Raw genomic sequence first — 25109 nt, forward strand, 5'->3', positions numbered from 1 at the left:
GCTACTTTCGCCGCGGCACCGTTGGTTCGCGGTGTTGGAGAACCTCATGACGCTTGCCAACCCTGCTGAAATCAAAGCCGAGCAGACTGCCGCCTCGCCGTCGGCAGGGCGCCCTCTGGTCAGGACCGGCAAGGTCGGTGTCATGCTGATCAATCTCGGCACCCCGGACGGCACCGGGTTCAAGCCGATGTGGCGCTACCTCCGGGAGTTCCTGTCCGATCCGCGCGTCATCGAGCTCAACAAGGCGATCTGGTATCCGATCCTCTACGGCGTGGTCCTCACCACCCGGCCGAAGAAATCAGGGGCCAACTATGCCAGGATATGGAACCGGGAGCGCAACGAGTCGCCGCTGCGAACCTACACCCGCGCCCAGGCCGAGAAGCTCGGGCTCGCGCTCGGCGAGCTACCCAATGTCGTCGTCGACTGGGCGATGCGCTACGGCAACCCTTCGACCGAGAGCGTGGCCGAGAGACTGGTCGAGCAAGGCTGCGACCGCATCCTGTCTTTCCCGCTCTATCCGCAATATTCGGCGACGACGACTGCGACTGCCAACGACCAGCTGTTTCGCGCGCTGATGAAGATGCGCCGCGCCCCGGCCATTCGCAGCGTGCCACCCTATTACAACGAGCCGGCCTATATCGAGGCGCTCGCCCGTTCGATTGAAAAGCATCTGGCTAGCCTCGACTTCGAACCGGAAATTGTCATCGCTTCCTATCACGGCATTCCGAAACCCTATTCCGACAAGGGCGACCCCTACCAGGCCCATTGCCTCGAGACGACCCGACTGCTGCGCGAAAAGCTCGGCTGGGATGAAAACAAGCTGATTACCACCTTCCAGTCGCGCTTCGGCGCGCAGGAGTGGCTGCAGCCCTACACCGACAAGACGGTCGAAAGACTAGGGCGCGAAGGCGTGAAATCGGTCGCCATCGTCAATCCAGGATTTTCCGTCGACTGCATCGAGACGCTGGACGAGATCGGCAGGGAAGCGTCCGAGACCTTCCATCATGCCGGCGGCGAAAAGTTCGCACACATCCCTTGCCTCAACGACAGCGCCGAGGGCATGGCGGTAATCGAGGCGATGGTGCGGCGCGAGCTGTCCGGCTGGGCCTGAACAGATCACCCGTCTATGCACCCGCAATCCGTGATCACCTGATTGTAACATTGCTGAAACACACTTAAGTGTTTGATGGGAATCGGTCGCGTGGAATATCCAACATGGCCGGCCTTTGAGGGGAGAGCCAAATGGGTTTCAGTGGTTTTGATATCGCGCTTCTTGTTCTTGTCGCCCTTGTCGTGCTGGTGCTTATCAAGGGCATCCGAACAATTCCGCAAGGCTATAATTATACCGTCGAACGTTTTGGCCGTTACACCAAGACATTGAACCCAGGCCTCAACCTGATCGTGCCTTTCGTCGACCGTGTCGGCGCCAAGATGAACATGATGGAGCAGGTGCTCGACGTTCCGACGCAGGAGATCATCACCCGCGACAATGCCACCGTTGCCGTCGATGGCATCGCCTTCTATCAGGTGCTCAACGCGGCGCAGGCCGCCTACCAGGTCTCCGGCCTGCAGAATGCGATTCTCAATCTCACGATGACCAACATCCGCACCGTGATGGGCTCGATGGACCTCGACGAACTTTTGTCGAACCGCGACGCCATCAACGAGCGCCTGCTGCGCGTCGTTGACGAGGCGGCGCATCCCTGGGGCATCAAGATCACTCGTGTCGAGATCAAGGACATCAACCCGCCGGCCAATCTCGTCGAATCGATGGGCCGACAGATGATGGCCGAGCGCAATAAGCGCGCGCAGATCCTCGCCGCCGAAGGCCTCAAGCAATCGCAGATCCTGGAGGCCGAAGGGCGCAAGGAAGCCGCCTTCCGCGATGCCGAGGCGCGCGAGCGCTCGGCCGAGGCTGAAGCACGCGCCACGCAGGTGGTGTCGGAGGCGATTTCCAAAGGCGACGTGCAGGCGCTCAACTACTTCGTCGCGCTGAAATACACCGAAGCGCTGACCAGGATCGGCTCAGCGACAAACAGCAAGCTCGTGCTGATGCCGATGGAGGCCTCATCGCTGATCGGCACGCTCGGCGGTATTGGCGAAATCGCCAAGGAAGTTTTCCGAAGCGAAGGCACCGCCGGTGCCGCACGACAGGCCGCCCGCCCGCCGGTCGTTCGTCCGAGCGAAACCTGAGGCCACAGCCATGCTCGACCGCATTGTTTCCGAACTCGGCCCGTGGAGCTGGATGGTCCTCGGCTTCGTCCTGCTGGTAATGGAGGTCATCGCGCCGGGCATTTTCATGCTGTGGATCGGCATTGCCGCGCTGTTGATCGGCGTCGTCTCACTGCTCATCTGGGATGCCGGTTTCTGGACCTGGCAAGTCCAGGTCCTCGCCTTCCTCGCTCTGTCGCTGGTCTCGGCCTATGTCGGCAAGCGGCTGGTGGGCGGGCGCCATGATGAAACCGACCAGCCCCTGCTCAACCGTCGCGGCGCACAGATGGTCGGCCGGACGGCGACCCTTGCCGAGCCGATCAAGGACGGGCGCGGCCGCATAAAGCTGGGCGACACGTTGTGGCGCGTCTCCGGCCCTGACCTGCCGGCCGGCACGCAAGTGCGCGTGACGGGCGCCGCTGATACCGACCTGGAACTGACGGTCGAGGCGGTCTAGAAGCCCGCTAGGCAGCACCGATGCGCAGCAGGTCGTGCAGATGGACGAGCCCGATCGGCCGCCTGCCTTCGACCACCATCAGGCTGGTGATAGCCGAGTCGTTGATTGTCTGCAGCGCCGTCGCAACAAGCGTGTCGGGCGAAGCCATTTTCGGCTCTCTGGTCATCACCTGATCGACGCTCATTGCCAGGAGATCGCTGCCGATATGGCGCCTGATGTCGCCATCGGTGATGATGCCGATCAGCTTGCCGTCCGCGGCAGTCACGGCCACGCAGCCAAACCCCTTGCGCGACAATTCGAGGATTGCCTCGCGCATGCCGGTACCTGACGACACCAGCGGCAGCCTGTCGCCGACATGCATGATCTCGCGGATCTGCGTCAGGTTGGCTCCGAGCTGGCCGCCGGGATGGAACGTGCGGAAATGGTCCGGGGTGAAGCCGCGTGCCTCGAGCAGCGCGATGGCCAGCGCATCGCCCATCACCATTTGCAATAGTGTCGAGGTCGTCGGCGCAAGCCCGTGCGGGCAGGCTTCCGGTGCTCGCGGCAGCAGAAGCACAACGTCGGCCGCGCGCGCCAGAGCCGATTTTTCACCCGCGGTGACCGCGACCAGCGGGATCGAGAAGCGCCTCGAATAGGCGATGATGCCCTTGAGCTCAAGGCTTTCGCCCGACCACGAAAGCGCGATTATGGCGTCGTTTCTGGCGATCATGCCAAGGTCGCCGTGATTGGCTTCGGCAGGGTGGACGAAAAAGGCCGGCGTGCCGGTCGAGGCGAGCGTTGCGGCGATCTTCGAGCCGATATGGCCGCTTTTGCCAACCCCGGTGACGATGACGCGGCCATCGATCTGCGACACCATGCCGACGGCTCGTGCGAACGGCTCGGCCAGCCCGTTTTCGAGAGCGTCTGCCAGTGCCGCGACGCCGGCCTGCTCCGTCGCCACGGTTCTCAGCGCCGAGGCAATCGCGGCCTGCCCGTCATGCCGCTTCCTGTCTGGGGATTTCACGTTCATGGACGATGCGATTAGCGCTTCGGCGCGCGCCTGTCCAACGGAATTGCCGTGCCGAACCTCCTGATGGGCCATGCCTCAACGCTCCGTTAACCATCCCCATTTACGGTTTCGTAAGTATGGCGCGCGTGCGCCGCGCAAGCAGTGGTGCCGATGTCCGGGTTTCAGCCTCAAAACAAAATGGGACGAAAGGGCAAGGCGGTCTGCGCTTTGCTGCTGGCAACCAGTGTCTTTGCGTTGTCGCGGCCGGCACTGCTTTGCGCCCAGGAAACCGAGCTGCGCGGCGAGGTTTCGGAATCGACAATCCTGGACGAACAGCAGTACAAGATCAGGCAATCGAGCATAGCCGGAACCCAAGCCGCGCAGGCTGCTGCAACCGCCAACGACAATACGCCGCTGCCTACCTATCGCCCGGCCAGCCAAGGGGCGTTGCCTGACGACGGCACGGGCGAGGCGGCCACAACCGGCGGCACTTTCGATCAACCAGCGGCCAGCGGCGACCCATTTCCCGACAACCCTGCTCCGCCACCCCGACGGCGGCCAAGCGCGACGCCACGCGCCGCCAATGCGGCCAACGCCGAAGACGAGACCGCTGACAGCCAGAAGCGCAAGAGAGCCGCGACTGCAGCCGCGGCGGCGACCGATGACACCGATACCGCCGCTATAGACGAGCAGGATACGGTCAACCGCCGTGCCGTCACCATCGATTCCGCCGAGAGGCTCAGGCTCGACCCCGGTGCCGAGCGCACCGAAGCCATCGAAGGCCAGAACAAAAAGAACGAGGACGACCCGTTCGCCGCCACCGGCATCAAGCTCGGCTCTTTCGTAATCCGGCCGACGCTCGAGCAAGGCCTGACGTCTTCGACAAACGCCGATTCGAGCAGCCTCGGCAAGCCGGCCTTGCTGTCGGAAACGACACTGCGCTTCAACGCCGTCTCCGACTGGAGGGAGAATTCGGCGACGGTTGAGGGCTATGGCATCTTCCGCGAAACCTTGTCCGGCTATGACATTCACGAGGCGCAAGGCCGCGTCGACGGCACACTCAACATCGATCTCGACAATGATCTGCGCGCCATCGCCAAGCTGGGCTATGAGGCCGTGCCCGAATCGGCCTCGGCGCCGGACGCGGTCGTCGGCGCCGTTGGCCAGCCGGTGCGCCAGACCGTGAACGGCAGTCTCGCCGTCGAGAAGGATGCCGGCAAGATGCGCTTCGCGCTGACCGGCGCGATCGAGCACGACATCTTTGGCGACGCCAAGCTTTCGTCGGGCGGATCGCTGTCGCAGAAGGGCCGCGACTCGACGCTCTACACGGCCATTTTGCGTACCGGTTACGAGATCTCGCCTGCCATCACCCCGTTCACCGAAATCGAGATCGGCCGGCGCGCTTATGATTTGCGCGTCGATCCAAACGGCTTCCAGCGCTCCTCGACCAGGCTTGGCGCACGGGCCGGCGTCGAGCTCGATCTCCGCGAGAAGCTTACCGGCGAGTTCTCGGTCGGCTGGCTGCGCGAAGCTATCGACGACGATGCCCTGCCGGCTATTTCGGGCGCGACGGTCAATGCCGATCTCAAATGGTCGCCGGAACGCGGCACCACGATCGGGCTCACCGCACAGACGACCGCCGAGAACACGACGAATGCGGGCGAAAGCGGCGACATGCTCTATTCCGGCAGCCTCACCGGCGAGCGGCAGATCCGCGCCAACCTGACCGGAAATGCCGCTCTCGGCCTCGAATGGCGCGACTATACCGGCTCCGACGATCATGATTTGACGCTGAGCGCCGAGGCTGGGCTGACGTGGTGGCTGAACCGCTACACCGGGCTCACCACCCGCGCCAGGACTGAAAAACTGACCAGCAACCTGATTGGGCGCGACTACACGGCCAACAGTATCTTCGTCGGCTTGAAGTTGCAGCGCTAAATGCATGTCGCGCAAAAGTGTGCAGCGGTTTTGCGATAACGACTTGCCTAAAACAAGAACCTAAAGCGCGTCGCATGAGGCCGGTCGAACGCGGCGCGCTTTAGCCGATCAGCGCGGCAACCGGTGTTGAAACTACAAGGCTATGCCGCGGCGTTCTGACGGCGCGAGTTCGTCGAGAAGCGTGCGAATGACACCGGCCATGCTCGCATTCATGTCTCTGCGCCACAGTGCGAAGGCAACGTTGGCCTCGACGAAGCCTTCGGGCGAGCCGCAGTCGAACGTCCGCCCGCGGTAGTGGTAGCCGTAGAAGGGCTGTTGCTTCTGCAGCTTCAGCATTGCATCGGTGAGCTGGATCTCGTTGCCGGCGCCTTTTTCCTGACCTTCGAGTATCTTGAATATCTCCGGCTGCAGGATATAGCGCCCGTTGATGTAGAGGTTCGACGGCTCCGTGCCGGTCTTCGGCTTTTCCACCATGCCGGTGATGCGGAAACCGTGATGCGCGTCCTCGCCGCGGCCGACAATGCCGTATTTGTGCGCCTCGGCCGGATCGCATTCCTGCACGGCGACGATGTTGTTGCCGGTCTCGGCGTAAAGCTCGACCATGTCCTTCATGCAGCTTTTTTCCGACTGCATGATCATGTCGGGCAATAGCAGCGCAAAGGGCTCGTCGCCGACGAGCTCGCGCGCGCACCAGACGGCGTGGCCAAGGCCGAGCGGTACCTGCTGGCGGGTGAAGCTGGTCTGCCCCGGCGCCGGTTGCAGCCGCTGCAGGCGGGCGAGCTGGTCGTCCTTGCCGCGCTGCGCAAGCGTGTCGTAGAGCTCGAACTGGACATCGAAGTGATCCTCGATGACCGCCTTGTTGCGGCCGGTCACGAAGATGAAATGCTCGATCCCGGCATCGCGCGCCTCATCGACCACATACTGGATGACCGGCCTGTCGACGACCGTCAGCATTTCCTTGGGAATGGCCTTGGTAGCAGGGAGAAAGCGCGTGCCGAGACCGGCAACCGGGAACACTGCCTTGCGAACTCTCTTCATGTGCCAATTATCCATTTGCATGCCTGTTCGGCAATCCCGATTCGAGACATTTTCATGCCGAAATCGAGGATTACTGAACGGCGGGTCATAAATCTCAGCTGGTAAAGCATTGACGCATCTTTTCACCCCGCACGGCACCTATGGTAAACCAAATGCTAACCGGGTTCGGCGATGAATAGTCTTCCTGAGATGAAGAAGGAGGAAAAGATGTCCGTTCGCAACGCCGCAAGGCGCTTCACCAGCGTCCTGACGGCCGCCAGCCTCTCGCTTGCTTTGCTCATGCCCAGCGGGCCGGCTTTTGCCGATGCCGGCTTCCGCCAATGGGTCGCCAGCTTCCGTGCTACCGCCGTGGCGAGCGGCGTTTCCGGCTCCGTCTACGACCAGGCATTCAAGGGCATCAACGATGCTGACCCGGTGGTACTGGAAAAGGCCCGTACTCAACCCGAATTCACCGCACCCGCCTGGGATTATTTCGACAACCGCGTCCATGACCAGTCGGTCGCCGTCGGCCAGCAGATGGCAAGGAAATGGAAGCCTTGGCTGGACAGGATCGAGGCAAGATACGGCGTCGACCGCTACATCCTGCTGGCCATCTGGTCTATGGAATCGAACTACGGCGAAACTCTCAAGCGCGATGATATCATGCGCAATGTCGTGCGCTCGCTGGCGACGCTTGGTTATGCCGATCCGAAGCGAGCGAAATTTGCCCGCACCCAGCTGATCGCGGCGCTGAAGATCCTGCAGACCGGCGACATCGACGAAAGCCATCTCAGCGGCTCATGGGCCGGCGCGATGGGCCATACCCAGTTCATCCCCACCAGCTACCAGTCCTATGCGGTCGATATGGACGGCAACGGCAAGCGCGACATCTGGAATTCGATTCCCGACGCACTGGCGACAGCCGCCAATTTGCTGAGGAAGAACGGCTGGCAGGCAGGCAAGACCTGGGGTTATGAGGTCAGCCTTCCGGACGGCAAGAAGCTGCCCGGAGGCTCAAAGTCGCTGTCGCAATGGCAGGCGCTGGGGGTCAGCCGTGCCAACGGCAAGCCGTTCAAGAACGGTGCGGACAAGGCGACGTTGAAGCTGCCCGGCGGCAGCGGCGGGCCGGCTTTCCTGATGATCAAGAATTTCTCGGTCATCAAGCGTTACAACAATGCCGACAAATATGCGCTCGCCGTGGGCCTTCTTGCCGACGAAATTGCCGGCTATGGCGGGCTTGTGCAGGACTGGAAGCGACCGTTTACCAAGCTCTCCTTCGAGGAAAGGCAGGAGCTTCAGAAGCGACTTTCCGAGCACGGCTATTACGACGGCAAGTTCGACGGCAAGATCGGTGACGGATCGAAAACCGCCATCATGGCCTTCCAGGCAAAGGCTGGCTTGACCCAGGACGGGTATCCGAGCAAGGAAGTGCTGAAATGGCTCAGGCAGAACTAGAGCCGGTTGCGGGATGGAGAGGGTGATTGGTTTCGGCTGCGCGCATCCGGTTAATCGTTCGTCGCGTGCCGATCCTCGTTCTGGCGATCGCCGTTCTGGCGGTCGGCGGCGCCAGTGCCTTTCATACCGCGGCCATGGCGCAGGAGCCGGAAAGTCGTGGCTGGTCGCTGCGCGACCTGTTGTTTCCGCGCAGAAGCGAGCGGTTTGAGCAGCCGCCGCCCGAATACCAGCGAGAATTCCAGAGAACAAAGCCCAGGCCCAAGCTGAGAAAGCCCCGGTCAGTTAGCCGGCCGCCGCCGGCCGAGCCGACAACCCCAGTGGCCGAGAAGGCGCCGGGTGCACGCGTCGTTCTGGTGGTCGGCGATTTCATGGCGTCTGGGCTGGCTGAGGGGCTCGACGCCGCGTTTGCTGAAAACACCGGCGTCAGGATCGTCGTCCGTGCCAACGGATCGTCGGGCTTCGTGCGTGACGATGTCTACAACTGGCCAGAACAGGTCAAGTCGCTGATCGCTGCCGAAAAACCGGCAGCCGTCGTCGTCATGCTCGGATCCAACGACCGGCAGCAGATGCGCGTCGGCGATGTACGCGAGCAGCCGCGATCCGAAAACTGGACCAAGGAATACGAGCGCCGGACCGATGCGTTCGGCAAGGCCATCGCCGCAACCAAGGTGCCGTATCTGTGGGTCGGCATGCCGGCCTTCCGGGTCTCGAAAATGACCTCCGACATGCTGGCCTTCAACGACATCTTCCGCTCGTCCGCCGAAAGCCACGGCGGCGAATTCGTCGACGTCTGGGACGGGTTCGTCGACGAGAACGGCGCCTTCATCACCAGCGGACCGGACATCAACGGCCAATCGGTGCGCCTGCGCTCCGACGACGGCATCAACATGTCGAAGGCCGGCAAGCGCAAGCTCGCCTTCTATACCGAAAAGCCGCTGATGAAGATCCTGGGGCTGGCCGCGCCAGGAAGCGTGGTGACGGCTTCTGCCCCGGCCGGCGCTCCCGTCGAGGCGCCGGCACCTGCCGCGGCACCGATAGCTGTCGATCGCACCGTGCCGATGCTGCTCAGCGATCCGGCGCTGGACGGCGGCTCGGAACTTCTCGGCGCCGCCCCGCCGGCAAAAGCTGACAAGAATTTGCCGGGCGAAAGGCTGATCGTCGAGGGCAAGGCGCCCGACGCCTCACCGGGCCGCGCCGACGATTTCTCCTGGCCGCCCAAGACACAGCCTGCGACGGCGGCCGCATCCGATACGACGACGGCGATCCGCCAGTAAACAGAACCTCTTCGGAACGGGCTCAGCGCGGCAGCACGCTCGATCCCATCAGCGCCTCGTCGATGGCGCGCGCCGCCTGGCGACCCTCGCGGATCGCCCAGACGACCAGCGACTGGCCGCGCCGCACGTCGCCCGCCGCATAGAGCCTTTCGACGCTGGTCCTGTAGTCCCGGTCATTGGCCTCGACATTCTTCGAACGGCGGCTGTCGATGACGATCTTCATCTGCCCGTCGAGTTCCGAGATCGGCCCGCGAGCGGCTGGCCCGGCAAAGCCGATGGCGATGAACGCGAGATCGGCGCGGATGACGAATTCCGTGCCCGCGATCGGCTTGCGCTTTTCGTCGACCTCGCAGCATTTGACCCCGGTCAGCTGGCCGTCTTCGCCGATGAATTCAAGCGTCGCCACCTGGAATTCGCGCTCGGCGCCTTCGGCCTGCGACGACGACGTGCGCATCTTGGTCGCCCAGTAGGGCCAGACCGACAGCTTGTCCTCCTTTTCCGGCGGCTGCGGCCGGATGTCGAGCTGGGTGACGCGCACCGCGCCCTGGCGGAAGGCGGTGCCGACGCAGTCTGAGGCAGTGTCGCCGCCGCCGACGACGACGACGTGCTGGCCGCCGGCGACGATCGGGCGCGACGGCCATGCCACCGACTGGATCGGCTCGCCGCCGATACGCTTGTTCTGCTGCACCAGATACGGCATGGCGTCGTGCACGCCGTCGAGATCGTCGCCCGGGATGTTGGCCGGACGCGGCGTTTCGGAGCCGCCGCAATAGAGCACGGCGTCATATTCGGCGAGCAGTTCGGCGACCGGCTTGTCGACGCCCACATTGACGCCACAATGGAAGCTGACACCTTCGCCCTGCATCTGCTCGATGCGCCGGTCGATATAATGCTTCTCGATCTTGAAATCGGGGATGCCGTAGCGCATCAGCCCGCCCGGCCGGCTCTCGCGCTCATAGACGTGAACGTCATGGCCTGCGCGGCCGAGTTGCTGGGCAGCCGCCATGCCTGCCGGCCCCGAGCCGATGATCGCGACGCGCTTGCCGGTCTTCCGTTCCGGCGGATAGGGCCGGATATGGCCGGTTTCATAGGCTTTGTCGGCAATGGCCTGCTCGATGGTCTTGATGGCGACCGGAATATCCTCGAGGTTCAGCGTGCAGGCTTCCTCGCAAGGTGCGGGGCAGATGCGGCCGGTAAATTCCGGAAAATTGTTGGTCGAATGCAGGTTGCGGATCGCGTTTTCCCAGTCGCCATTGTAGACGAGGTCGTTCCAGTCCGGGATCTGGTTGTGGATCGGGCAGCCGGTCGGTCCATGGCAATAAGGAATGCCGCAATCCATGCACCGCGCGGCCTGTTTCTCGACCTCCTTGTCCGACATCGGCAGCGTGAACTCGCGGAAATGCCGGATGCGGTCGGAAGCCGGCTGGTACTTGTGCACCTGCCGGTCGATCTCGAGAAACCCTGTTACCTTGCCCATAGTCCAGTCCCTGCTGTCCGGAAGGCACGCCTGGCGACGCACCCGTTAACCTCATAAGGCAGCTGTGGCAACCTTCAGTCCGAGGTCAGGATTGTTGATGAAGATGGTTGCCGGGACGCATGGCCTCCCGGCAATTTCCAAATCTATTCCGCCGCCACGTTCATGCGCATCCGCTCCATCTCGATCAGCGCGCGGCGGTATTCGACCGGCATGATCTTCCGGAATTTCGGCCGGAAAGTCGCCCAGTCGTCGAGGATTTCGCGACCTCGTACCGAGCCGGTGTAGTGGACGTGGTTGGAGATCAGCTGGTAGAGCCGCTCCTCGTCATGGCTGGTCATATCGCCGGATACGTCGACACGGCCCTTATGGTCGAGATCGCCGCCATGGTGGAGCAGCTTTTCCATCAGGTCGTCCTCTTCCGGAACCGGCTCCAGCTCGACCATCGCCATGTTGCAGCGTTCGGCGAAATCACCCGCCTCGTCGAGCACATAGGCGACGCCGCCCGACATGCCGGCGGCGAAGTTGCGGCCGGTCTGGCCGATGACGACGACGATACCGCCAGTCATGTATTCGCAACCATGGTCGCCGACGCCTTCAACGACGGCGGCGACACCCGAATTGCGCACGGCAAAACGCTCGCCGGCAACGCCGCAGAAATAGGCCTCGCCCTCGGTTGCGCCGTAGAGCACGGTATTGCCGACAATAATGGATTCGGCAGCAACGATTTTCGTGTTCTCCGGCGGGCGGATGACAATGCGGCCACCCGACAGGCCCTTGCCGACATAGTCGTTGGCGGCGCCCACCAGTTCGAACGAGACACCGCGCGCCAGGAAGGCGCCAAAGGACTGGCCGGCCGTGCCGGTGAGCTTGACCGAGATCGTGTCCTCGCGCAGGCCCTTGTGCTTGAAGCGCTTTGCCACCTCGCCCGACAGCATGGCGCCGGTCGAACGGTCGACGTTGCGGATCGGCAGTTCGATACTGACCGGCTGCCTGGCTTCGAGCGCCGGCTTTGCGAGTTCGATCAGCTTGCGGTCGAGCACGTCGTCGATCGGATGCTTCTGCCGCTCGGTCCAGTGCACCGCCTCGTGCGGCGCATCGGGCTTGTAGAACATCTTGCTGAAGTCGAGCCCGCGTGCCTTCCAGTGCTGGATCAGCTCGCGCTTTTCCAGAAGGTCGGTGTCGCCGATGATCTGGTCGAGATGGGTGTAGCCCATCTCGGCAAGCAGCGCCCGCACCTCTTCCGCCACATAGAAGAAGAAGTTGATGACGTGCTCGGGCGTGCCCTTGAAGCGCTTGCGCAGCACCGGGTCCTGTGTCGCGACGCCGACGGGGCAGGTGTTGAGATGGCACTTGCGCATCATGATGCAGCCGGCCGCGATCAACGGCGCAGTCGAAAAGCCGAACTCGTCGGCGCCGAGCAGTGCGCCGATAATGACGTCACGCCCGGTGCGCAGGCCGCCATCGACCTGCAGCGCGACGCGCGACCTGAGGCCGTTGAGCACCAGCGTCTGGTGCGTCTCGGCAAGGCCCATCTCCCACGGGCTGCCGGCATGCTTGAGCGAGGTCAGCGGCGAGGCACCGGTGCCGCCGTCATAGCCTGATATGGTGATGTGGTCGGCACGCGCCTTGGCGACGCCGGCCGCAACCGTGCCGACGCCGACTTCCGAGACCAGCTTGACCGATACGTCGGCCGCCGGATTGACGTTCTTCAGGTCGTAGATGAGCTGCGCCAGATCCTCGATCGAATAGATGTCGTGATGCGGCGGCGGCGAGATCAGGCCGACGCCCGGCGTCGAGTGCCTGACCTTTGCTATGGTCGCATCGACCTTGTGACCCGGCAGCTGGCCGCCCTCGCCTGGCTTCGCCCCTTGCGCGACCTTGATCTGCATCATGTCGGAATTGACAAGATACTCCGCCGTGACGCCAAAGCGTCCCGAGGCGACCTGCTTGATCGCCGAGCGTTCGGGGTTCTTGCCGCCGCCCGGCAGTGGCAGATAGCGATCGGCCTCTTCGCCGCCCTCGCCGGTGTTCGACTTGCCGCCGATGGCGTTCATGGCGCGCGCCAGCGTCGTGTGCGCTTCCCTTGAGATCGAGCCGAAGGACATCGCCCCGGTCGAGAAGCGCTTGACGATATCGGCCGCCGGCATCACCTCGTCGAGCTTGACCTTCTTGCGCCCGGTCTCTTGCGCAAGCTTGATCGTGAACAGGCCGCGAATGGTCTGCGCCTGCGCCGTCTCGCTGTCGATCTGGGCGGAATAGTCCTTGAACGTCTCCCACGAGCCTTGGCGCACGGCGTGCTGCAAGGTCGCCACTGCGTCGGGCGACCAGATATGGGCCTCGCCGCGCATGCGGAACATGTATTCGCCGCCGACCTCGAGGCTGTTGCGCAGCACCGGGTCGTTGCCGAAGCCGTCGGTGTGGCGGCTGACGGTTTCGGCGGCGATCTCGTCCAGCCCGACGCCCTCGATCAGCGTCGCCGTGCCGGTGAAGTACTTCTGCACGAAGTCCGACTTGAGGCCGATGGCGTCGAAGATCTGCGCGCCGCAATAGGACTGGTAGGTCGAGATGCCCATCTTGGACATCACCTTGAGGATGCCCTTGCCGATCGACTTGATGTAGCGGGAGACGACCTCGTAGGCATCGACCTCCGCTGGCAATTCGCCACGCTTGTGCATATCGAGCAGCGTGTCGAAAGCGAGATAGGGATTGATCGCCTCGGCGCCGTAGCCGGCGAGACAGCAGAAATGATGCACCTCGCGCGGCTCGCCGGATTCCACGACGAGCCCAACCGAGGTGCGCAATCCCTTGCGGATCAAATGATGGTGCACGGCCGCCGTTGCCAGCAGCGCCGGAATGGCAATGCGATCCGGCCCGAGCTGACGGTCCGACAGGATGATGATGTTGTAGCCGCCGGCGACCGCCGCCTCGGCGCGCTCGCACAGCCGGTCGATGGCGCCCTGCATGCCGGCCGCGCCTTCATTCGAACCGTAAGTGATGTCGATCGTCTTGGTGTCGAAACGGTCTTCGGTGTGGCCGACGGAGCGCAGCTTCTCCAGATCGCCGTTCGTCAGGATCGGTTGGCGCACTTCGAGCCGCTTGCGGCGCGAATTGCCGACAAGATCGAAGATGTTGGGCCGCGGCCCGATGAAGGACACCAGGCTCATCACCAGCTCCTCGCGGATCGGGTCGATCGGCGGATTGGTGACCTGTGCGAAATTCTGCTTGAAATAGGTGTAGAGCAGCTTCGATCTGTCCGACATTGCCGAAATCGGCGTGTCGGTACCCATCGAGCCGACGGCTTCCTGGCCGGTGGTCGCCATCGGCGACATCAACAGCTTGGTGTCCTCCTGGGTGTAGCCAAACGCCTGCTGGCGGTCGAGCAGTGAGACATCCCTGCGCAGGGCGCGCGGCTCGACCGGGTTCAGATCCTCGAGGATGAGCTGTGTGTTGGCGAGCCAGCTCTTGTAGGGATGCCTGGTCGCGATCTCCGACTTGATCTCCTCGTCGGAAACGATGCGGCCCTTGTCCAGGTCGATCAGCAGCATGCGGCCGGGCTGCAGCCGCCACTTCTTGACGATCCTTTCCTCCGGCACCGGCAGCACGCCGGCTTCCGAGGCCATGATGACGCGGTCGTCATCGGTGACGATGTAGCGCGCCGGCCGCAGCCCGTTGCGGTCGAGCGTGGCACCGATCTGGCGGCCGTCGGTGAAGGCAACCGCCGCTGGCCCGTCCCACGGCTCCATCAGGGCTGCGTGATACTCGTAGAAGGCCTTGCGGTCCTGACCCATCAGCTTGTTGCCGGCCCAGGCTTCCGGGATCAGCATCATCATGGCGTGGGCGAGCGAATAGCCGCCCTGCGTCAGGAATTCGAGCGCATTGTCGAAGCAGGCGGTGTCCGACTGCCCTTCATAGGAGATCGGCCACAGCTTCGAGATGTCGTTGCCGAACAGTTCGGAATCGACCGAAGCCTGCCGCGCCGCCATCCAGTTGACGTTGCCGCGCAGCGTGTTGATCTCGCCATTGTGGGCGACCATGCGGTAGGGATGCGCCAGCTTCCACGACGGGAACGTGTTGGTCGAGAAGCGCTGGTGAACCAGGATCAGCGCCGTCTCGAAACGCGGGTCGGTGAGATCCTTGTAGTAGGCGCCGACCTGATAGGCCAGGAACATGCCCTTGTAGACGATGGTCCGCGACGACATCGAGACGACATAGAAGCCGTTGTCGACGCCTTTGGTCTCTTCGTGGATACGGCCGGAAATGACCTTGCGCAGGATGTAGAGCCGCCGCTCGTAATCGTCGTCGTTCTCGATCTCGGCGCCGCGGCCCAGGAACACCTGCCGGTGCACCGGCTCGGAAGCGGCTATGTCGGGCGCCTTCGACAGCGACGAATTGTCGACCGGCACGTCGCGAAAGCCGAGCAGCGGCTGGCCCTCGAGTTGCGCCACCTCGGCGATGATGCCTTCGATATGCGCCTGCAGCTCCGGGTCGCGCGGCATGAACACCTGGCCGACGGCATAGTGGCCGGGCTTCGGCAGTTCGACCCCTTGCTTGGCCATCTCCTCGCGGAAGAAGCGGTCCGGCAGCTGCACCAGCACGCCGGCGCCGTCACCCATCAGCGGATCGGCGCCGACCGCGCCGCGATGCGTCAGGTTTTCGAGCACGGCAAGGCCGTCCTCGACGATCTGGTGCGACTTCACGCCCTTCATGTTGACGATGAAGCCGACGCCGCAGGCATCATGCTCGTTGCGCGGATCATAGAGGCCGTGCGCGGCATAGCCGGTGTTGGTTCGCCCAATATTGGTCAGGGACGGATTTTTGACGGCTGCCGCTGTCGTCTGCGCGGCCTTCGTCGCAGATGGCGTCATGTCCGTCATCGTCCTGTCCTCCGTTCCGTCCCCTTCGGGCGCTGGTTTCCGTCGGGAAGCGCGTGGCTCCCCTTTCAATCTGCGGCACGTCTTGCGAAATTCTTGCCGACCGTGCGGCTTTCCGCATGGTTCGCATATGGTATTCGTACAGGCCGGAGCCAGACTGTCTAGCTGTCGCTCGCGGCAATGGCCGCAGAGGCGCAATCATATGCCAATGCGGCCAGTTTTGTGCGACAAAATAAGACAGCACTACTGTCCTAAATTTTTATGACAGAAATTTTGGATGCACACAAGACCGATTCACAAATTTCTTGAAGCTTTCGCGACAGAAAATTGCGCGGAACGCCGTGTCAGCGTAACCTTCCGTCGCTGCATCTACGCTCATGCGTTTCACTGGCTTTAGCGGATTTTCGGTATCTGCCCCTTGCGGCCGGCATGCGAAAGCGGCCAAGCTCGCACCGTTTTCCCCAGCATAGGCAGACGCATGATTTTCGCTTCCGACAATTGGGCAGGCGCCCATCCCCGTATCGCTGCCGGCCTGTCGGCCCATGCCGACGGCTTCTCCACCGCCTATGGCGACGGTGCCCTCGACAAGACCGTTTACCAGCGCTTCAATGAGATCTTCGAATGCGAAGTCGCGGTGTTTTTCGTCGCCACCGGCACCGCTGCCAATTCGCTGTCGCTGACTACCTATAACAAGCCAGGCGGCATTTCCTTCTGCCATCGCGAATCGCACGTCATCGAGGACGAATGCGGTGCACCGGAATATTTCACCGGCGGTTCGCGGCTTTATACAGTCGAAGGCGCACTCGGCAGGATCGATGCCGGCAATCTGGAACGGGCGGTGGACCGTTTCGCACCCGAAAACGTCCATTCCGGGCGGCCGGTTGCCGTTTCGATCACCCAGTCGACCGAAGTCGGCACCGTCTACACGCTGAACGAAATCGCCAGGATTTCGGCGATCGCAAAGCAGCATGGACTGCCGCTGCACATGGATGGGGCCCGCTTTGCCAATGCGCTCGTCGCGCTGGAAACGACGCCGGCCGAAATGACCTGGAAGCATGGCGTTGACATCCTCTCCTTCGGCGGCACCAAGAATGGCTGTTGGTGCGCCGAGGCGATCGTGCTGTTCGACCTCGAGCGAGCCAAGGAATTGGCCTTTTTGCGCAAGCGCGCGGCCCAACTGTTCTCGAAATCGCGCTTCATCGCCGCGCAATTCGATGCTTATTTCAGGGGTGGGCTGTGGCTCGACACAGCACGGCACGCCAATGCGATGGCGGCACGGCTTGCCGCGGCGATAGAAGATTCCCCTTCGGCCCGGCTGGCCTGGCTGCCGCAGGCGAACGAGGTCTTCGCAGTCATGAAAAAGGCCGAGGCCGAAAGAATGCAAGCGGCAGGGGCGGCCTTCCACGACTGGCACAGGCCGCTCGGCTACGACGGCTACATTGGCGAAGACGAAGCGCTCTATCGGTTTGTCACCAGCTTCGCGACCACGCCCGACGAGGTCGACCGTTTCGGCTACCTGCTCGCCGGATAGCAAGCCTTGCCCACCAGCAAAAAGAGCGGCGCATTGCTGCACCGCCCTTTCTTCCCGGGGAGTTGGCGTCCCGGAGTTTAGCTGCCTGGCTTAGGCGGCAGTCTTGGCCTCGATCTGCTTGGCCTTGGCCGGAGCCGAGGTGATCGCGATCTTGCGCGGCTTCAGCTCTTCGGGGATGTTGCGCTTGAGGTCGACGAAGAGCAGGCCGTTCTTCAGCGCGGCGCCGACAACCTCGACGTGATCGGCAAGCTGGAAGCGGCGCTCGAAGGCTCGGCTGGCGATACCGCGATAGAGCAGTTCGGAGCCTTCGCCATTGCCTTCCTCCTTGCGCTCACCCTTCACGGTCAGCACATTGCGGTGAGCTTCGATCGAAATCTCATCTTCCGAGAAGCCGGCCACAGCCATCGAGATGCGATAGGCATCCTCGCCCGTGCGCTCGATGTTGTAAGGCGGATACGTCTGGCCTTCCGGCTGCGCAAGCGAATCGAGCATGGTGAACAACCGGTCAAAACCGACGGTCGAACGGTAGAGCGGGGAAAAATCAACGTGACGCATGGTGTGTTCTCCTGTTGAGCAACAAGGTTGCGTATGGCCGGTGCGAAACCCGTGACGGCGTTCCGGATGGGCCAGCGGCCCCGACATTGGCGACCGCATGCCAAATTTGGGAAGCCGACGACGGCATTTCAAGATTTTCCCGCGTCCGAACGGGACCGGTCCCCGGCCCACGTCCCGATGCCGATGAACGGCAGATGAACCGTGGCTTCGGCGAGCGTTCAGCCAGGCGGCATTAGAACTGTTCTCGAGATAACGAACAGGTCGCGAAAAAGGCGACACGACGAGGCCGAACCGGGTGTAACGTCCCTTCCTCCCGGTCGACAGAGGCCGGAAGCACGCCAAGGCTGCTTCCGGCCTTACTTGTTCGCTGCCTGGCGGTCGAGCTCCCCGGCGTCCCAAATTCCTTTGCTTTTGGCGCATGGGCGTTTATGCCTGACTTGCGCCCACGCCGGCACCGACACCAACCAAAAACCGCATGACCGATCTTCTCCACCAGCCCCCTCTCTTCCAGGAAAGTCCGGGCAATCCGCTGCCGGAAAACGCGGCCGGCGGCTTCTTCACCACGCGCGACGGCAAGAAGATCCGCTATGGGCTGTTTGCCGCGGTTGCCCGCCCAATGAAGGGCACCGTCGTCGTCCTGACCGGCCGCAACGAGTGCATCGAGAAGTATTTCGAGACCATTCGCAACCTTGCCGACCGGGGCTTTGGCGTGGCAACCCTCGACTGGCGCGGACAGGGCGCTTCCGACCGGCTGATCGGCGACCGACAGCGCGGCTTCGTCCGGAGCTTCTTCGACTACACCGGCGATCTGGAGCAGTTCTTCGAGGAGATCGTGCTGCCCGATTGCCGAGGACCCTACTACATACTGGCCCACTCGGCCGGCGCGGTGATTGCGCTGCTCGCCGCGCCCTCGATGGCGAACCGCGTGCGCCGCATGGTGCTGATCGCACCGTTCTTCACCGTGCCGGACCTGCCGGTTTCGGTAAAAACCGTCCGCCGCCTCTGTTCGCTGTTCTGCCTTCTCGGCCTTGGCCGGCTCTATGCCGCATGGGGGCCGCGGCCCAAGGAATCGGTGCCCTTCGCCATAAACAAGCTGACCAGCGACCCGGAACGCTATCGGCGCAACACGCTGATCTACGAAACCTATCCGCAGCTGGCGCTCGGCGGACCGACGATCCGCTGGCTGAAGGCGGCCACCGAGGCATCCTTGATCGTCAGCGACCCGGATTTCATGGCCAAGATCCAGGTGCCCTTGCTGATGATCGCCGCCGGCGCCGACCAGGTCGTCTCGACCAGGGCAGTCGAAGCCTATGCGAGACGTCTGCGCGTCGGCTCGCTAGTGATGATCGACGGCGCCCGCCATGAGATCCTCCAGGAAGCCGACCTCTATCGCGAGCAGTTGTTTGCGGCATTCGATGCCTTCATCCCCGGAACCGGCGACGCTGTTTGACCGCTTCGCCGGCGCCCGCCAACAAAGCCCGCACGGGTCGCTTGTCCGGCGCAGCCCCTTATTCCCGTTAAGGCATCGAGCGCTAGGTTGCTGCCAAAGAGAATGGAGGCCATTCGCCGGGAGAAAAACGACCATGAACGCATCGAATACGCTGTCACGTCAGGGGCATCGGCTACTGCAGATTGGCGTCGCGCTGCTGCTGTTTTCGTCATTCGAAGGGTTTGCAATACCGTATCTCGCCGCACCGCGGCTCGGACTGTCCGCGCACACGCTCAGCGCCCTGGAGGGCGTTCTCTTGCTGGCTCTAGGCCTCACATGGTCTAGGCTCAATCTCGGCGCGGCGACGTCGCGGATTGCTTTCTGGCTGCTGATCTATTCGGCTTTGGCGATCCTGGCCGCCTACGTGATCGCCAGCGCCTGGGCGGCCGGCAACGAGACTATGCCGTTGGCGGCCGGAGCCTTCCACGGAAGTGCCTTTCAGGAAGCTGTGATCAAAGGTGTGGCGTATTCGTCCGCGCCGACCGGCCTCATCTCTTTCGTGCTCATTTTGTGGGGCCTGCGTCTCTCGGACGCTTGGCCTGCCGACAGCTAATGCATGTCGCGCAGCGGTTTTGCGATAACACGCACAAAACAAGCGCGTCACATAAGTTCACTCAAACGCGACGCGCTTTGCTTTAGGACCGTACCGCGGTTTCCGTCGGATTTGCGCAAAACAGACGCGTGGGTGCACCGGATGCTTAGCCGCGCAGCGCCGCCATCGCGGCTGCGTGCAGCTCCGGTGTCGCCGCCGCCAGGATGTCGCCGCCGTTTTCCGCCGGGCCGCCTTCGAAGGTGGTGACAACGCCGCCTGCCTTCTCGATGATCGGGATCAGCGCGACGATGTCGTACGGTTTCAATCCGGGATCGGCAACGATATCGACGCTGCCCGCCGCCACCATCGCGAAGGCATAGCAGTCGGTGCCGTAACGGGCGAGCTGGACCTGTTGCTCGAACAGGTCGTAGCGCAGGCGCGCGTCTCCCTTGAACAGCGCCGGCGTGGTGGTGAACAGCGTCGCCTCGGCGAGATTCGTCGTCTTGCGCGTAGCGAGTTTTCGGGGGCCACCGGGACCTTCATAATGCGAGCCGGAGGCATTGGCGTAGAACAACTCGCCGGTGAAGGGCTGCGACATCATGCCTGCGACGGCATCGCCGTCGACCGTCAGCCCGACCAGCGTGCCCCATACCGGCAGGCCGGAAATGAAGGCGCGCGTTCCATCGATCGGATCGATCACCCAGACATGCCGGCTGGAGATGTTTTCGCTGCCATGTTCCTCGCCGAGAATGCCGTGATCGGGGTATTGCGCTGATATCAGCGCCCGGATGGCGCGCTCGGCCTCGCGGTCGGCCTCGGTGACCGGGTCGAAGCTGCCGCGCTCCTTGTTGGTGACCGCGCCCAGGTTGCGGAAGCGCGGCAAGGTCTCGGCTGCGGCGGCACGCGCAATGCGCCGCATGAACTCGATGTTGATGTCCAACTGATTCTCCCGCTCCAGCATGTTTGGAGATACCCGTTTGCCTACGGATTTATGCCGAAACAAGGGCGTTCGGAGCCTTTCGCATGGTGCCAACTGTTGCTCGAATGCAACGCCGCCGTCATGGAAATGCAGTTTCCACTTCACAGTGAATTAAAAAAGCCGGAACGCGCCTTGACATTTGTGCAGCGCACAATACGTTTGTTCTCGGACAGGGGTTCCTGTCCATGCCCTCCTTGGGCGTTTCCTCCCTAGACTTCGACCGTGTCGTGCAAACGATGCGGTCTTTTTTTACGCTGCCGCATGAGCGGCGGGTACCGCGATTCCGCGGCTATTCGGCGGCCAGCGGCAGATCCATGAAATTGTGATCGGGCATCGCCATCAGTTCGGCCGAAAACCGCGCCAGATCGTCGGCCAGTGCGTCGAAACCAGCCGATCTCTGGAACGTCCGCTCATTCATGTAGAGCCCGCGATTGACCTCGATCTGCAGCGCATGCAGATGGCGCACGGGGCGGCCATAGTGCTCGGTAATGAAGCCTCCGGCATAGGGCTTGTTGTGGGCGACGCTGTAGCCCATGCCGGTGAGCAGGCCGATCGCCGTCTCGGTCAACGCCGCCGCGGCCGAGATGCCGAAACGGTCGCCGACGATGAAATCCGGCCGCAATCCGCTGTCGCCGACCCTTATGCTTGCCGGCATCGAGTGGCAGTCAATCAGCACGGCGTAGCCGAAGCGCGCATGGGTTCTGGTCAAAAGCCGTTTCAGCGTCTCGTGATAGGGCTTGTAGACCGCTTCGATGCGCGCCACGGCTTCCGCCAGCGGCAAGCGGCCGGAATAGATGTCGAGCCCCTCGCCGACCAGCTTGGGCACGGTGCCGAGCCCGCCGGCCACCCGCGCCGAGCGGATGTTGCAGAATGACGGCACCGGTTCGGCGAACATGCGCGGGTCGAGTTCCCACGGCTCCCGATTGACGTCGAGATAGGCGCGCGGGAAGTTTGCCGCCAGCATCGGCGCTCCGAGCGCGACGGCGCCGCCGAACAATTCCTCGACATAGCAGTCCTCGGAGCGGCGGATGGCGTTGCGGTCCAGCTTGGCCATAGCCATGAACCGGTCCGGATAGTAGCGGCCGCTATGCGGCGAGTTGAAGAGGAAGGGAACGCGCTGTTCGGCGCCCGATCGGATTTCGAAGGGTGGAACGACCGAAAAATCCTCGGCTGCCGTTTTCAATTTGGACGAACCCGGGAATACCAATGCATCATGATGGGAAAGTGCCACCTCGCCGCCCGCATGTCCAGCCGCCGAAGCGCCAGCCAAATCAGGATTGTGCGGCCAACGTTCACTTGATGTTTACCGTCACCTCCTCATATACAGCATGGTTAACGGGCTTGCCGAACGGCATTGTCGGTTGGGTGATTCGGACGGGACAACATGGCACGCATTCTGCTGGCGGAAGACGACGACGACATGCGCCGGTTCCTCGTCAAGGCGCTGGAGCGCGCCGGTTATCAGGTCAGCGATTTCGACAATGGCGCCAGCGCCTATGAGCGGCTGCGCGAGGAACCTTTTTCGCTGCTTTTGACCGACATCGTCATGCCCGAGATGGATGGCATCGAGCTCGCCCGACGCGCCACGGAGATCGATCCCGACCTCAAGGTGATGTTCATCACCGGCTTCGCCGCCGTCGCGCTGAACCCTGATTCCAAGGCGCCGAAAGACGCCAAGGTGCTATCGAAGCCGTTCCACCTGCGCGACCTCGTCAACGAGGTCGAAAAGATGCTGCAGGCCGCCTGACGCGCTTTTTGTCGCGTCTTGACCGACGCCGCAAGCCAGGCGTTCTTTCCCTTTTCCCGCTATTGACGTGCCGAACCAAAAATGGTGTATGCGCGGCTTCGGATGGGCGTGTAGCTCAGCGGGAGAGCACTGCATTGACATTGCAGGGGTCACAGGTTCAATCCCTGTCACGCCCACCATCCAAATAATCCCTCAATTGGCCGTCGGTATTTTTCGTCGACTGATGTTCCCGGCCAATACCGGCCTCAGGCCGCACCGAGGCGCAGATCGCCGGTCTCGACGTGCTCCAGAAACCAGGCATAGGTCTGTTCCAACCCGCTGCGCAGCGAGTAACGCGGGCGCCAGCCGGTGGCGAACAGACGCGACACGTCCATCAGCTTGCGCGGCGTGCCGTCCGGCTTCGTCGCATCGAATGTTATTGCGGCATCGGCGCCGGCGACCGACACGATGGTGCGGGCAAGATCGGCAATGGTGATGTCTTCCCCCGAGCCGACATTGATGTGGCTGTCGCCCGAATAATTCTTCAGCAACCAGACCAGCGCGTCGGCGGCGTCGTCGACATGCAGGAATTCGCGCATCGGCGTGCCTGATCCCCACACCTCCAGGCTCTTGCGGCCGGCGCGTCTGGCCTCGTGCGCCTTGCGCATCAGAGCGGGCACGACATGGCTGGAATTGAGGTCGAAATTGTCGCCCGGACCGTAGAGATTGGTCGGCATCGCCGAGATGTAGTCGACGCCGTACTGGCGCCGATAGGCCTGGCACAGTTTCAGCCCGGCGATCTTGGCGATCGCATACCATTCGTTGGTGGGTTCGAGCGGCCCGGTCAGCAAGGCGTCCTCGGAGATCGGCTGCGCCGCGAATTTGGGATAGATGCAGGATGAACCGAGAAACAGCAGCTTCTGCACCTCGTTGCGGAAGGCGCTGTCGATGACATTGTTCTGCATGACGAGATTGTCCTGCAGAAAATCGACCGGAAGCCTGTTGTTGGCCAGGATACCGCCAACCTTGGCCGCCGCCATCACCACTGCATCCGGCTTGCGGTCGGCCATCCAGCGCCGCACGCCGGCCTGGTCGAGAAGATCGATCTCGGCGCGCGAGGCGGTCAGGACCTCGCAATCCTCGTCGGCCAATCGGCGCAGGATGGCCGAGCCGACCATGCCGCGATGTCCGGCCACGAAAACGCGCTTGCCCTGAAGGTCGAAGGTCATCAGCTTACCCCAATGCAGAACGGCAGCTATGCCAGTTGGCCGGCGGAGCGCCGGATCGGCTTCTCTGTTGCCGGACGCATACCGCATACAGATTTGCCCAGACAAGGCAATCGCAAAGCCACCCGAAGCAACCTTTGGATCGGACGCTGTAGCGCTCGCGATCAGACGCCCGCTACCGCGCAGAGGCTTGTCATTCTGGCAATGGCAAGCCCGGGGTCGGCCAGCAACCCTGCCTGGTCGGCAAGGCGAAAGACGTCGGCATAGTGACGGATGCCGCGCGCCGATTGCATGCCGCCGACCATCGAAAAATGCTCCTGATGGCCGTTCAGCCATGCCATGAAGACGATTCCGGCCTTGTAGTATTCGGTCGGCGCCTCGAAGATCTTGCGCGACAGCGGCACTGTCGGGGCCATCAGCGCGTCGTAGCCCGCGCGGTCGCCGTCGGCCAGCTTTGCCAGCGCCGCATTGGCGACCGGCGCGATGGCATCGAAAATGCCGAGCAGCGCGTGCGAATGTCTGTCGCCGTCGCCGGCGATCAGCTCGGGGTAATTGAAATCGTCGCCGGTGAACATCAGCACGCCCTCGGGCAGCCGATCCCTGAGCGCAATCTCCTTGCCGGCATCGAGCAGCGATATCTTTATGCCTTCGACCTTGCCGGCATGGCGTTCGATGATCGCGACCACCGTCTCCAGCGCAGTTTCGAGGTCGCTGCTGCCCCAGTAGCCTTTCAGCGCCGGGTCGAACATGTCGCCCAGCCAGTGCAGGATGACCTTGCCGGAGGCCTGGGACAGGATGCGGTCGTAGACGCCGATATAGTCGTCGGGGCCTTTGGCGACCGCCGCCAGCGCCCGGCTGGCCATCATGATCGCCTTGCCGCCAAGCCCTTCGATGAAGCCGAGCTGTTCTTCATAGGCCGCGATGACATCGTCTAGCCTGCTGGCGCCCCCCGGCGCCAGATGGTCGGTGCCGGCGCCCGACGCGAGAGCGGCGCCTTCGACGCTGCGCGCCTCGGCGATCGAGCGGCGGATCAATTCCTTGGCATTCGTCCAGTCGAAACCCATGCCGCGCTGAGAGGTGTCCATCGCTTCGGCGACACGGAAGCCAAGCCGCCAGAGGTGACGGCGAAACGCCATCGTCTTGTCCCAGTCGACCGCGGGCCTCGACCACGGATCGGTCATGGCGAGGGGATCGGCAACGACATGGGCGGCGGCGTAGGCGATGCGCGAGAAGCGAGCGCCGGCCACAGGCTGCACCGGCTGGCCGACAAGCCGGTAGCGGACACGGCCGGCGCCTTCCCCGGGCAAGGTGATGTCCATGGCTCTCTCCCTTACCAACGCCTATTAAATGGAACGTTCCAACAAATCAAGAATATTTTGCCCC

Annotated in this window: 19 protein-coding genes and 1 tRNA gene; 11 read left to right on the forward strand and 9 right to left on the reverse strand. The window is 62.9% G+C overall.

The window, feature by feature from the left end; genetic code table 11:
- Window positions 1-46 precede the first annotated feature (46 nt).
- The 3 genes from hemH (at window position 47) to NKH90_RS06375 (ending at window position 2668) form a co-directional block, all read left to right on the forward strand.
- The gene (hemH, locus tag NKH90_RS06365; RefSeq protein ID WP_352767130.1) at window positions 47-1111 is read left to right on the forward strand and encodes a ferrochelatase; all 1065 of its coding nucleotides are present in this window, start codon (window positions 47-49) and stop codon (window positions 1109-1111) included.
- Between the two features lie 131 nt (window positions 1112-1242).
- Window positions 1243-2193, forward strand: a complete 951-nt coding sequence (locus NKH90_RS06370; RefSeq protein WP_352539357.1) for an SPFH domain-containing protein — start codon at window positions 1243-1245, stop codon at window positions 2191-2193.
- A gap of 10 nt (window positions 2194-2203) precedes the next feature.
- Window positions 2204-2668 carry an NfeD family protein gene (locus NKH90_RS06375; RefSeq protein WP_352454064.1) on the forward strand — a complete coding sequence of 155 codons (465 nt, stop codon included), beginning with the start codon at window positions 2204-2206 and terminating at the stop codon, window positions 2666-2668.
- Between the two features lie 7 nt (window positions 2669-2675).
- Here NKH90_RS06375 and NKH90_RS06380 read toward each other — a convergent pair whose 3' ends face one another.
- Window positions 2676-3677, reverse strand: a complete 1002-nt coding sequence (locus NKH90_RS06380; protein WP_352777220.1) for a KpsF/GutQ family sugar-phosphate isomerase — start codon at window positions 3675-3677, stop codon at window positions 2676-2678.
- 177 nt (window positions 3678-3854) lie between these two features.
- Between NKH90_RS06380 and NKH90_RS06385 the strand changes: the two genes are divergently transcribed.
- The gene (locus tag NKH90_RS06385; RefSeq protein WP_502896416.1) at window positions 3855-5594 is read left to right on the forward strand and encodes an outer membrane beta-barrel protein; all 1740 of its coding nucleotides are present in this window, start codon (window positions 3855-3857) and stop codon (window positions 5592-5594) included.
- 132 nt (window positions 5595-5726) lie between these two features.
- Here NKH90_RS06385 and galU read toward each other — a convergent pair whose 3' ends face one another.
- Window positions 5727-6632, reverse strand: coding sequence for a UTP--glucose-1-phosphate uridylyltransferase GalU (galU, locus tag NKH90_RS06390; protein WP_352469528.1), 906 nt, complete (start codon window positions 6630-6632; stop codon window positions 5727-5729).
- Window positions 6633-6839: 207 nt separating this feature from the next.
- On the opposite strand from galU, the gene NKH90_RS06395 reads away from it, so the two are divergent.
- Complete coding sequence (locus NKH90_RS06395) at window positions 6840-8066, forward strand: lytic murein transglycosylase (protein WP_352564889.1); 1227 nt, start codon at window positions 6840-6842, stop codon at window positions 8064-8066.
- A gap of 26 nt (window positions 8067-8092) precedes the next feature.
- Entirely contained in the window at window positions 8093-9340 is a 1248-nt protein-coding gene (locus NKH90_RS06400; RefSeq protein WP_352818145.1) for an SGNH/GDSL hydrolase family protein, read from the forward strand.
- Window positions 9341-9362: 22 nt separating this feature from the next.
- Here NKH90_RS06400 and NKH90_RS06405 read toward each other — a convergent pair whose 3' ends face one another.
- Window positions 9363-10817, reverse strand: a complete 1455-nt coding sequence (locus tag NKH90_RS06405) for a glutamate synthase subunit beta (protein ID WP_352818148.1) — start codon at window positions 10815-10817, stop codon at window positions 9363-9365.
- A 143-nt stretch (window positions 10818-10960) separates the two neighbouring features.
- Complete coding sequence (gene gltB, locus NKH90_RS06410; RefSeq protein ID WP_352818151.1) at window positions 10961-15691, reverse strand: glutamate synthase large subunit; 4731 nt, start codon at window positions 15689-15691, stop codon at window positions 10961-10963.
- Window positions 15692-16166: 475 nt separating this feature from the next.
- Between gltB and NKH90_RS06415 the strand changes: the two genes are divergently transcribed.
- Window positions 16167-17219: a threonine aldolase family protein gene (locus NKH90_RS06415; protein ID WP_352767672.1), complete on the forward strand. Its 1053-nt coding sequence runs from the start codon at window positions 16167-16169 to the stop codon at window positions 17217-17219.
- Window positions 17220-17309: 90 nt separating this feature from the next.
- Here NKH90_RS06415 and NKH90_RS06420 read toward each other — a convergent pair whose 3' ends face one another.
- Window positions 17310-17774 (reverse strand): Hsp20 family protein, encoded by a 465-nt coding sequence (locus tag NKH90_RS06420; RefSeq protein WP_023675381.1) that lies wholly within the window; start codon window positions 17772-17774, stop codon window positions 17310-17312.
- Between the two features lie 475 nt (window positions 17775-18249).
- Here NKH90_RS06420 and NKH90_RS06425 point away from each other — a divergent pair, with 475 nt between their 5' ends.
- Together NKH90_RS06425 and NKH90_RS06430 are read left to right on the forward strand one after the other, a co-directional pair.
- Window positions 18250-19224, forward strand: coding sequence for an alpha/beta fold hydrolase (locus NKH90_RS06425; protein ID WP_352818154.1), 975 nt, complete (start codon window positions 18250-18252; stop codon window positions 19222-19224).
- A 133-nt stretch (window positions 19225-19357) separates the two neighbouring features.
- Window positions 19358-19816 (forward strand): styrene oxide isomerase, encoded by a 459-nt coding sequence (locus tag NKH90_RS06430; RefSeq protein ID WP_352469520.1) that lies wholly within the window; start codon window positions 19358-19360, stop codon window positions 19814-19816.
- Between the two features lie 145 nt (window positions 19817-19961).
- Here NKH90_RS06430 and hisN read toward each other — a convergent pair whose 3' ends face one another.
- Both hisN and NKH90_RS06440 read right to left on the reverse strand, forming a co-directional pair.
- Window positions 19962-20735 carry a histidinol-phosphatase gene (gene hisN / locus NKH90_RS06435; protein ID WP_352818158.1) on the reverse strand — a complete coding sequence of 258 codons (774 nt, stop codon included), beginning with the start codon at window positions 20733-20735 and terminating at the stop codon, window positions 19962-19964.
- 328 nt (window positions 20736-21063) lie between these two features.
- The gene (locus NKH90_RS06440; RefSeq protein ID WP_352539364.1) at window positions 21064-22005 is read right to left on the reverse strand and encodes an N-formylglutamate amidohydrolase; all 942 of its coding nucleotides are present in this window, start codon (window positions 22003-22005) and stop codon (window positions 21064-21066) included.
- Between the two features lie 153 nt (window positions 22006-22158).
- On the opposite strand from NKH90_RS06440, the gene cpdR reads away from it, so the two are divergent.
- Together cpdR and NKH90_RS06450 are read left to right on the forward strand one after the other, a co-directional pair.
- Window positions 22159-22521 (forward strand): cell cycle two-component system response regulator CpdR, encoded by a 363-nt coding sequence (gene cpdR, locus NKH90_RS06445; RefSeq protein WP_006199474.1) that lies wholly within the window; start codon window positions 22159-22161, stop codon window positions 22519-22521.
- Window positions 22522-22625: 104 nt separating this feature from the next.
- Window positions 22626-22700: transfer RNA gene (locus NKH90_RS06450), tRNA-Val, on the forward strand.
- Window positions 22701-22766: 66 nt separating this feature from the next.
- Here NKH90_RS06450 and fcl read toward each other — a convergent pair.
- Window positions 22767-23729: a GDP-L-fucose synthase gene (fcl, locus tag NKH90_RS06455; protein WP_352814368.1), complete on the reverse strand. Its 963-nt coding sequence runs from the start codon at window positions 23727-23729 to the stop codon at window positions 22767-22769.
- A 161-nt stretch (window positions 23730-23890) separates the two neighbouring features.
- Window positions 23891-25045, reverse strand: a complete 1155-nt coding sequence (locus NKH90_RS06460; RefSeq protein WP_352818162.1) for a dihydrodipicolinate synthase family protein — start codon at window positions 25043-25045, stop codon at window positions 23891-23893.
- Between the last annotated feature and the right edge of the window lie 64 nt (window positions 25046-25109).

Origin of the sequence: Mesorhizobium sp. M0898 (assembly GCF_040319695.1) — a bacterium.
GTDB lineage: Bacteria > Pseudomonadota > Alphaproteobacteria > Rhizobiales > Rhizobiaceae > Mesorhizobium.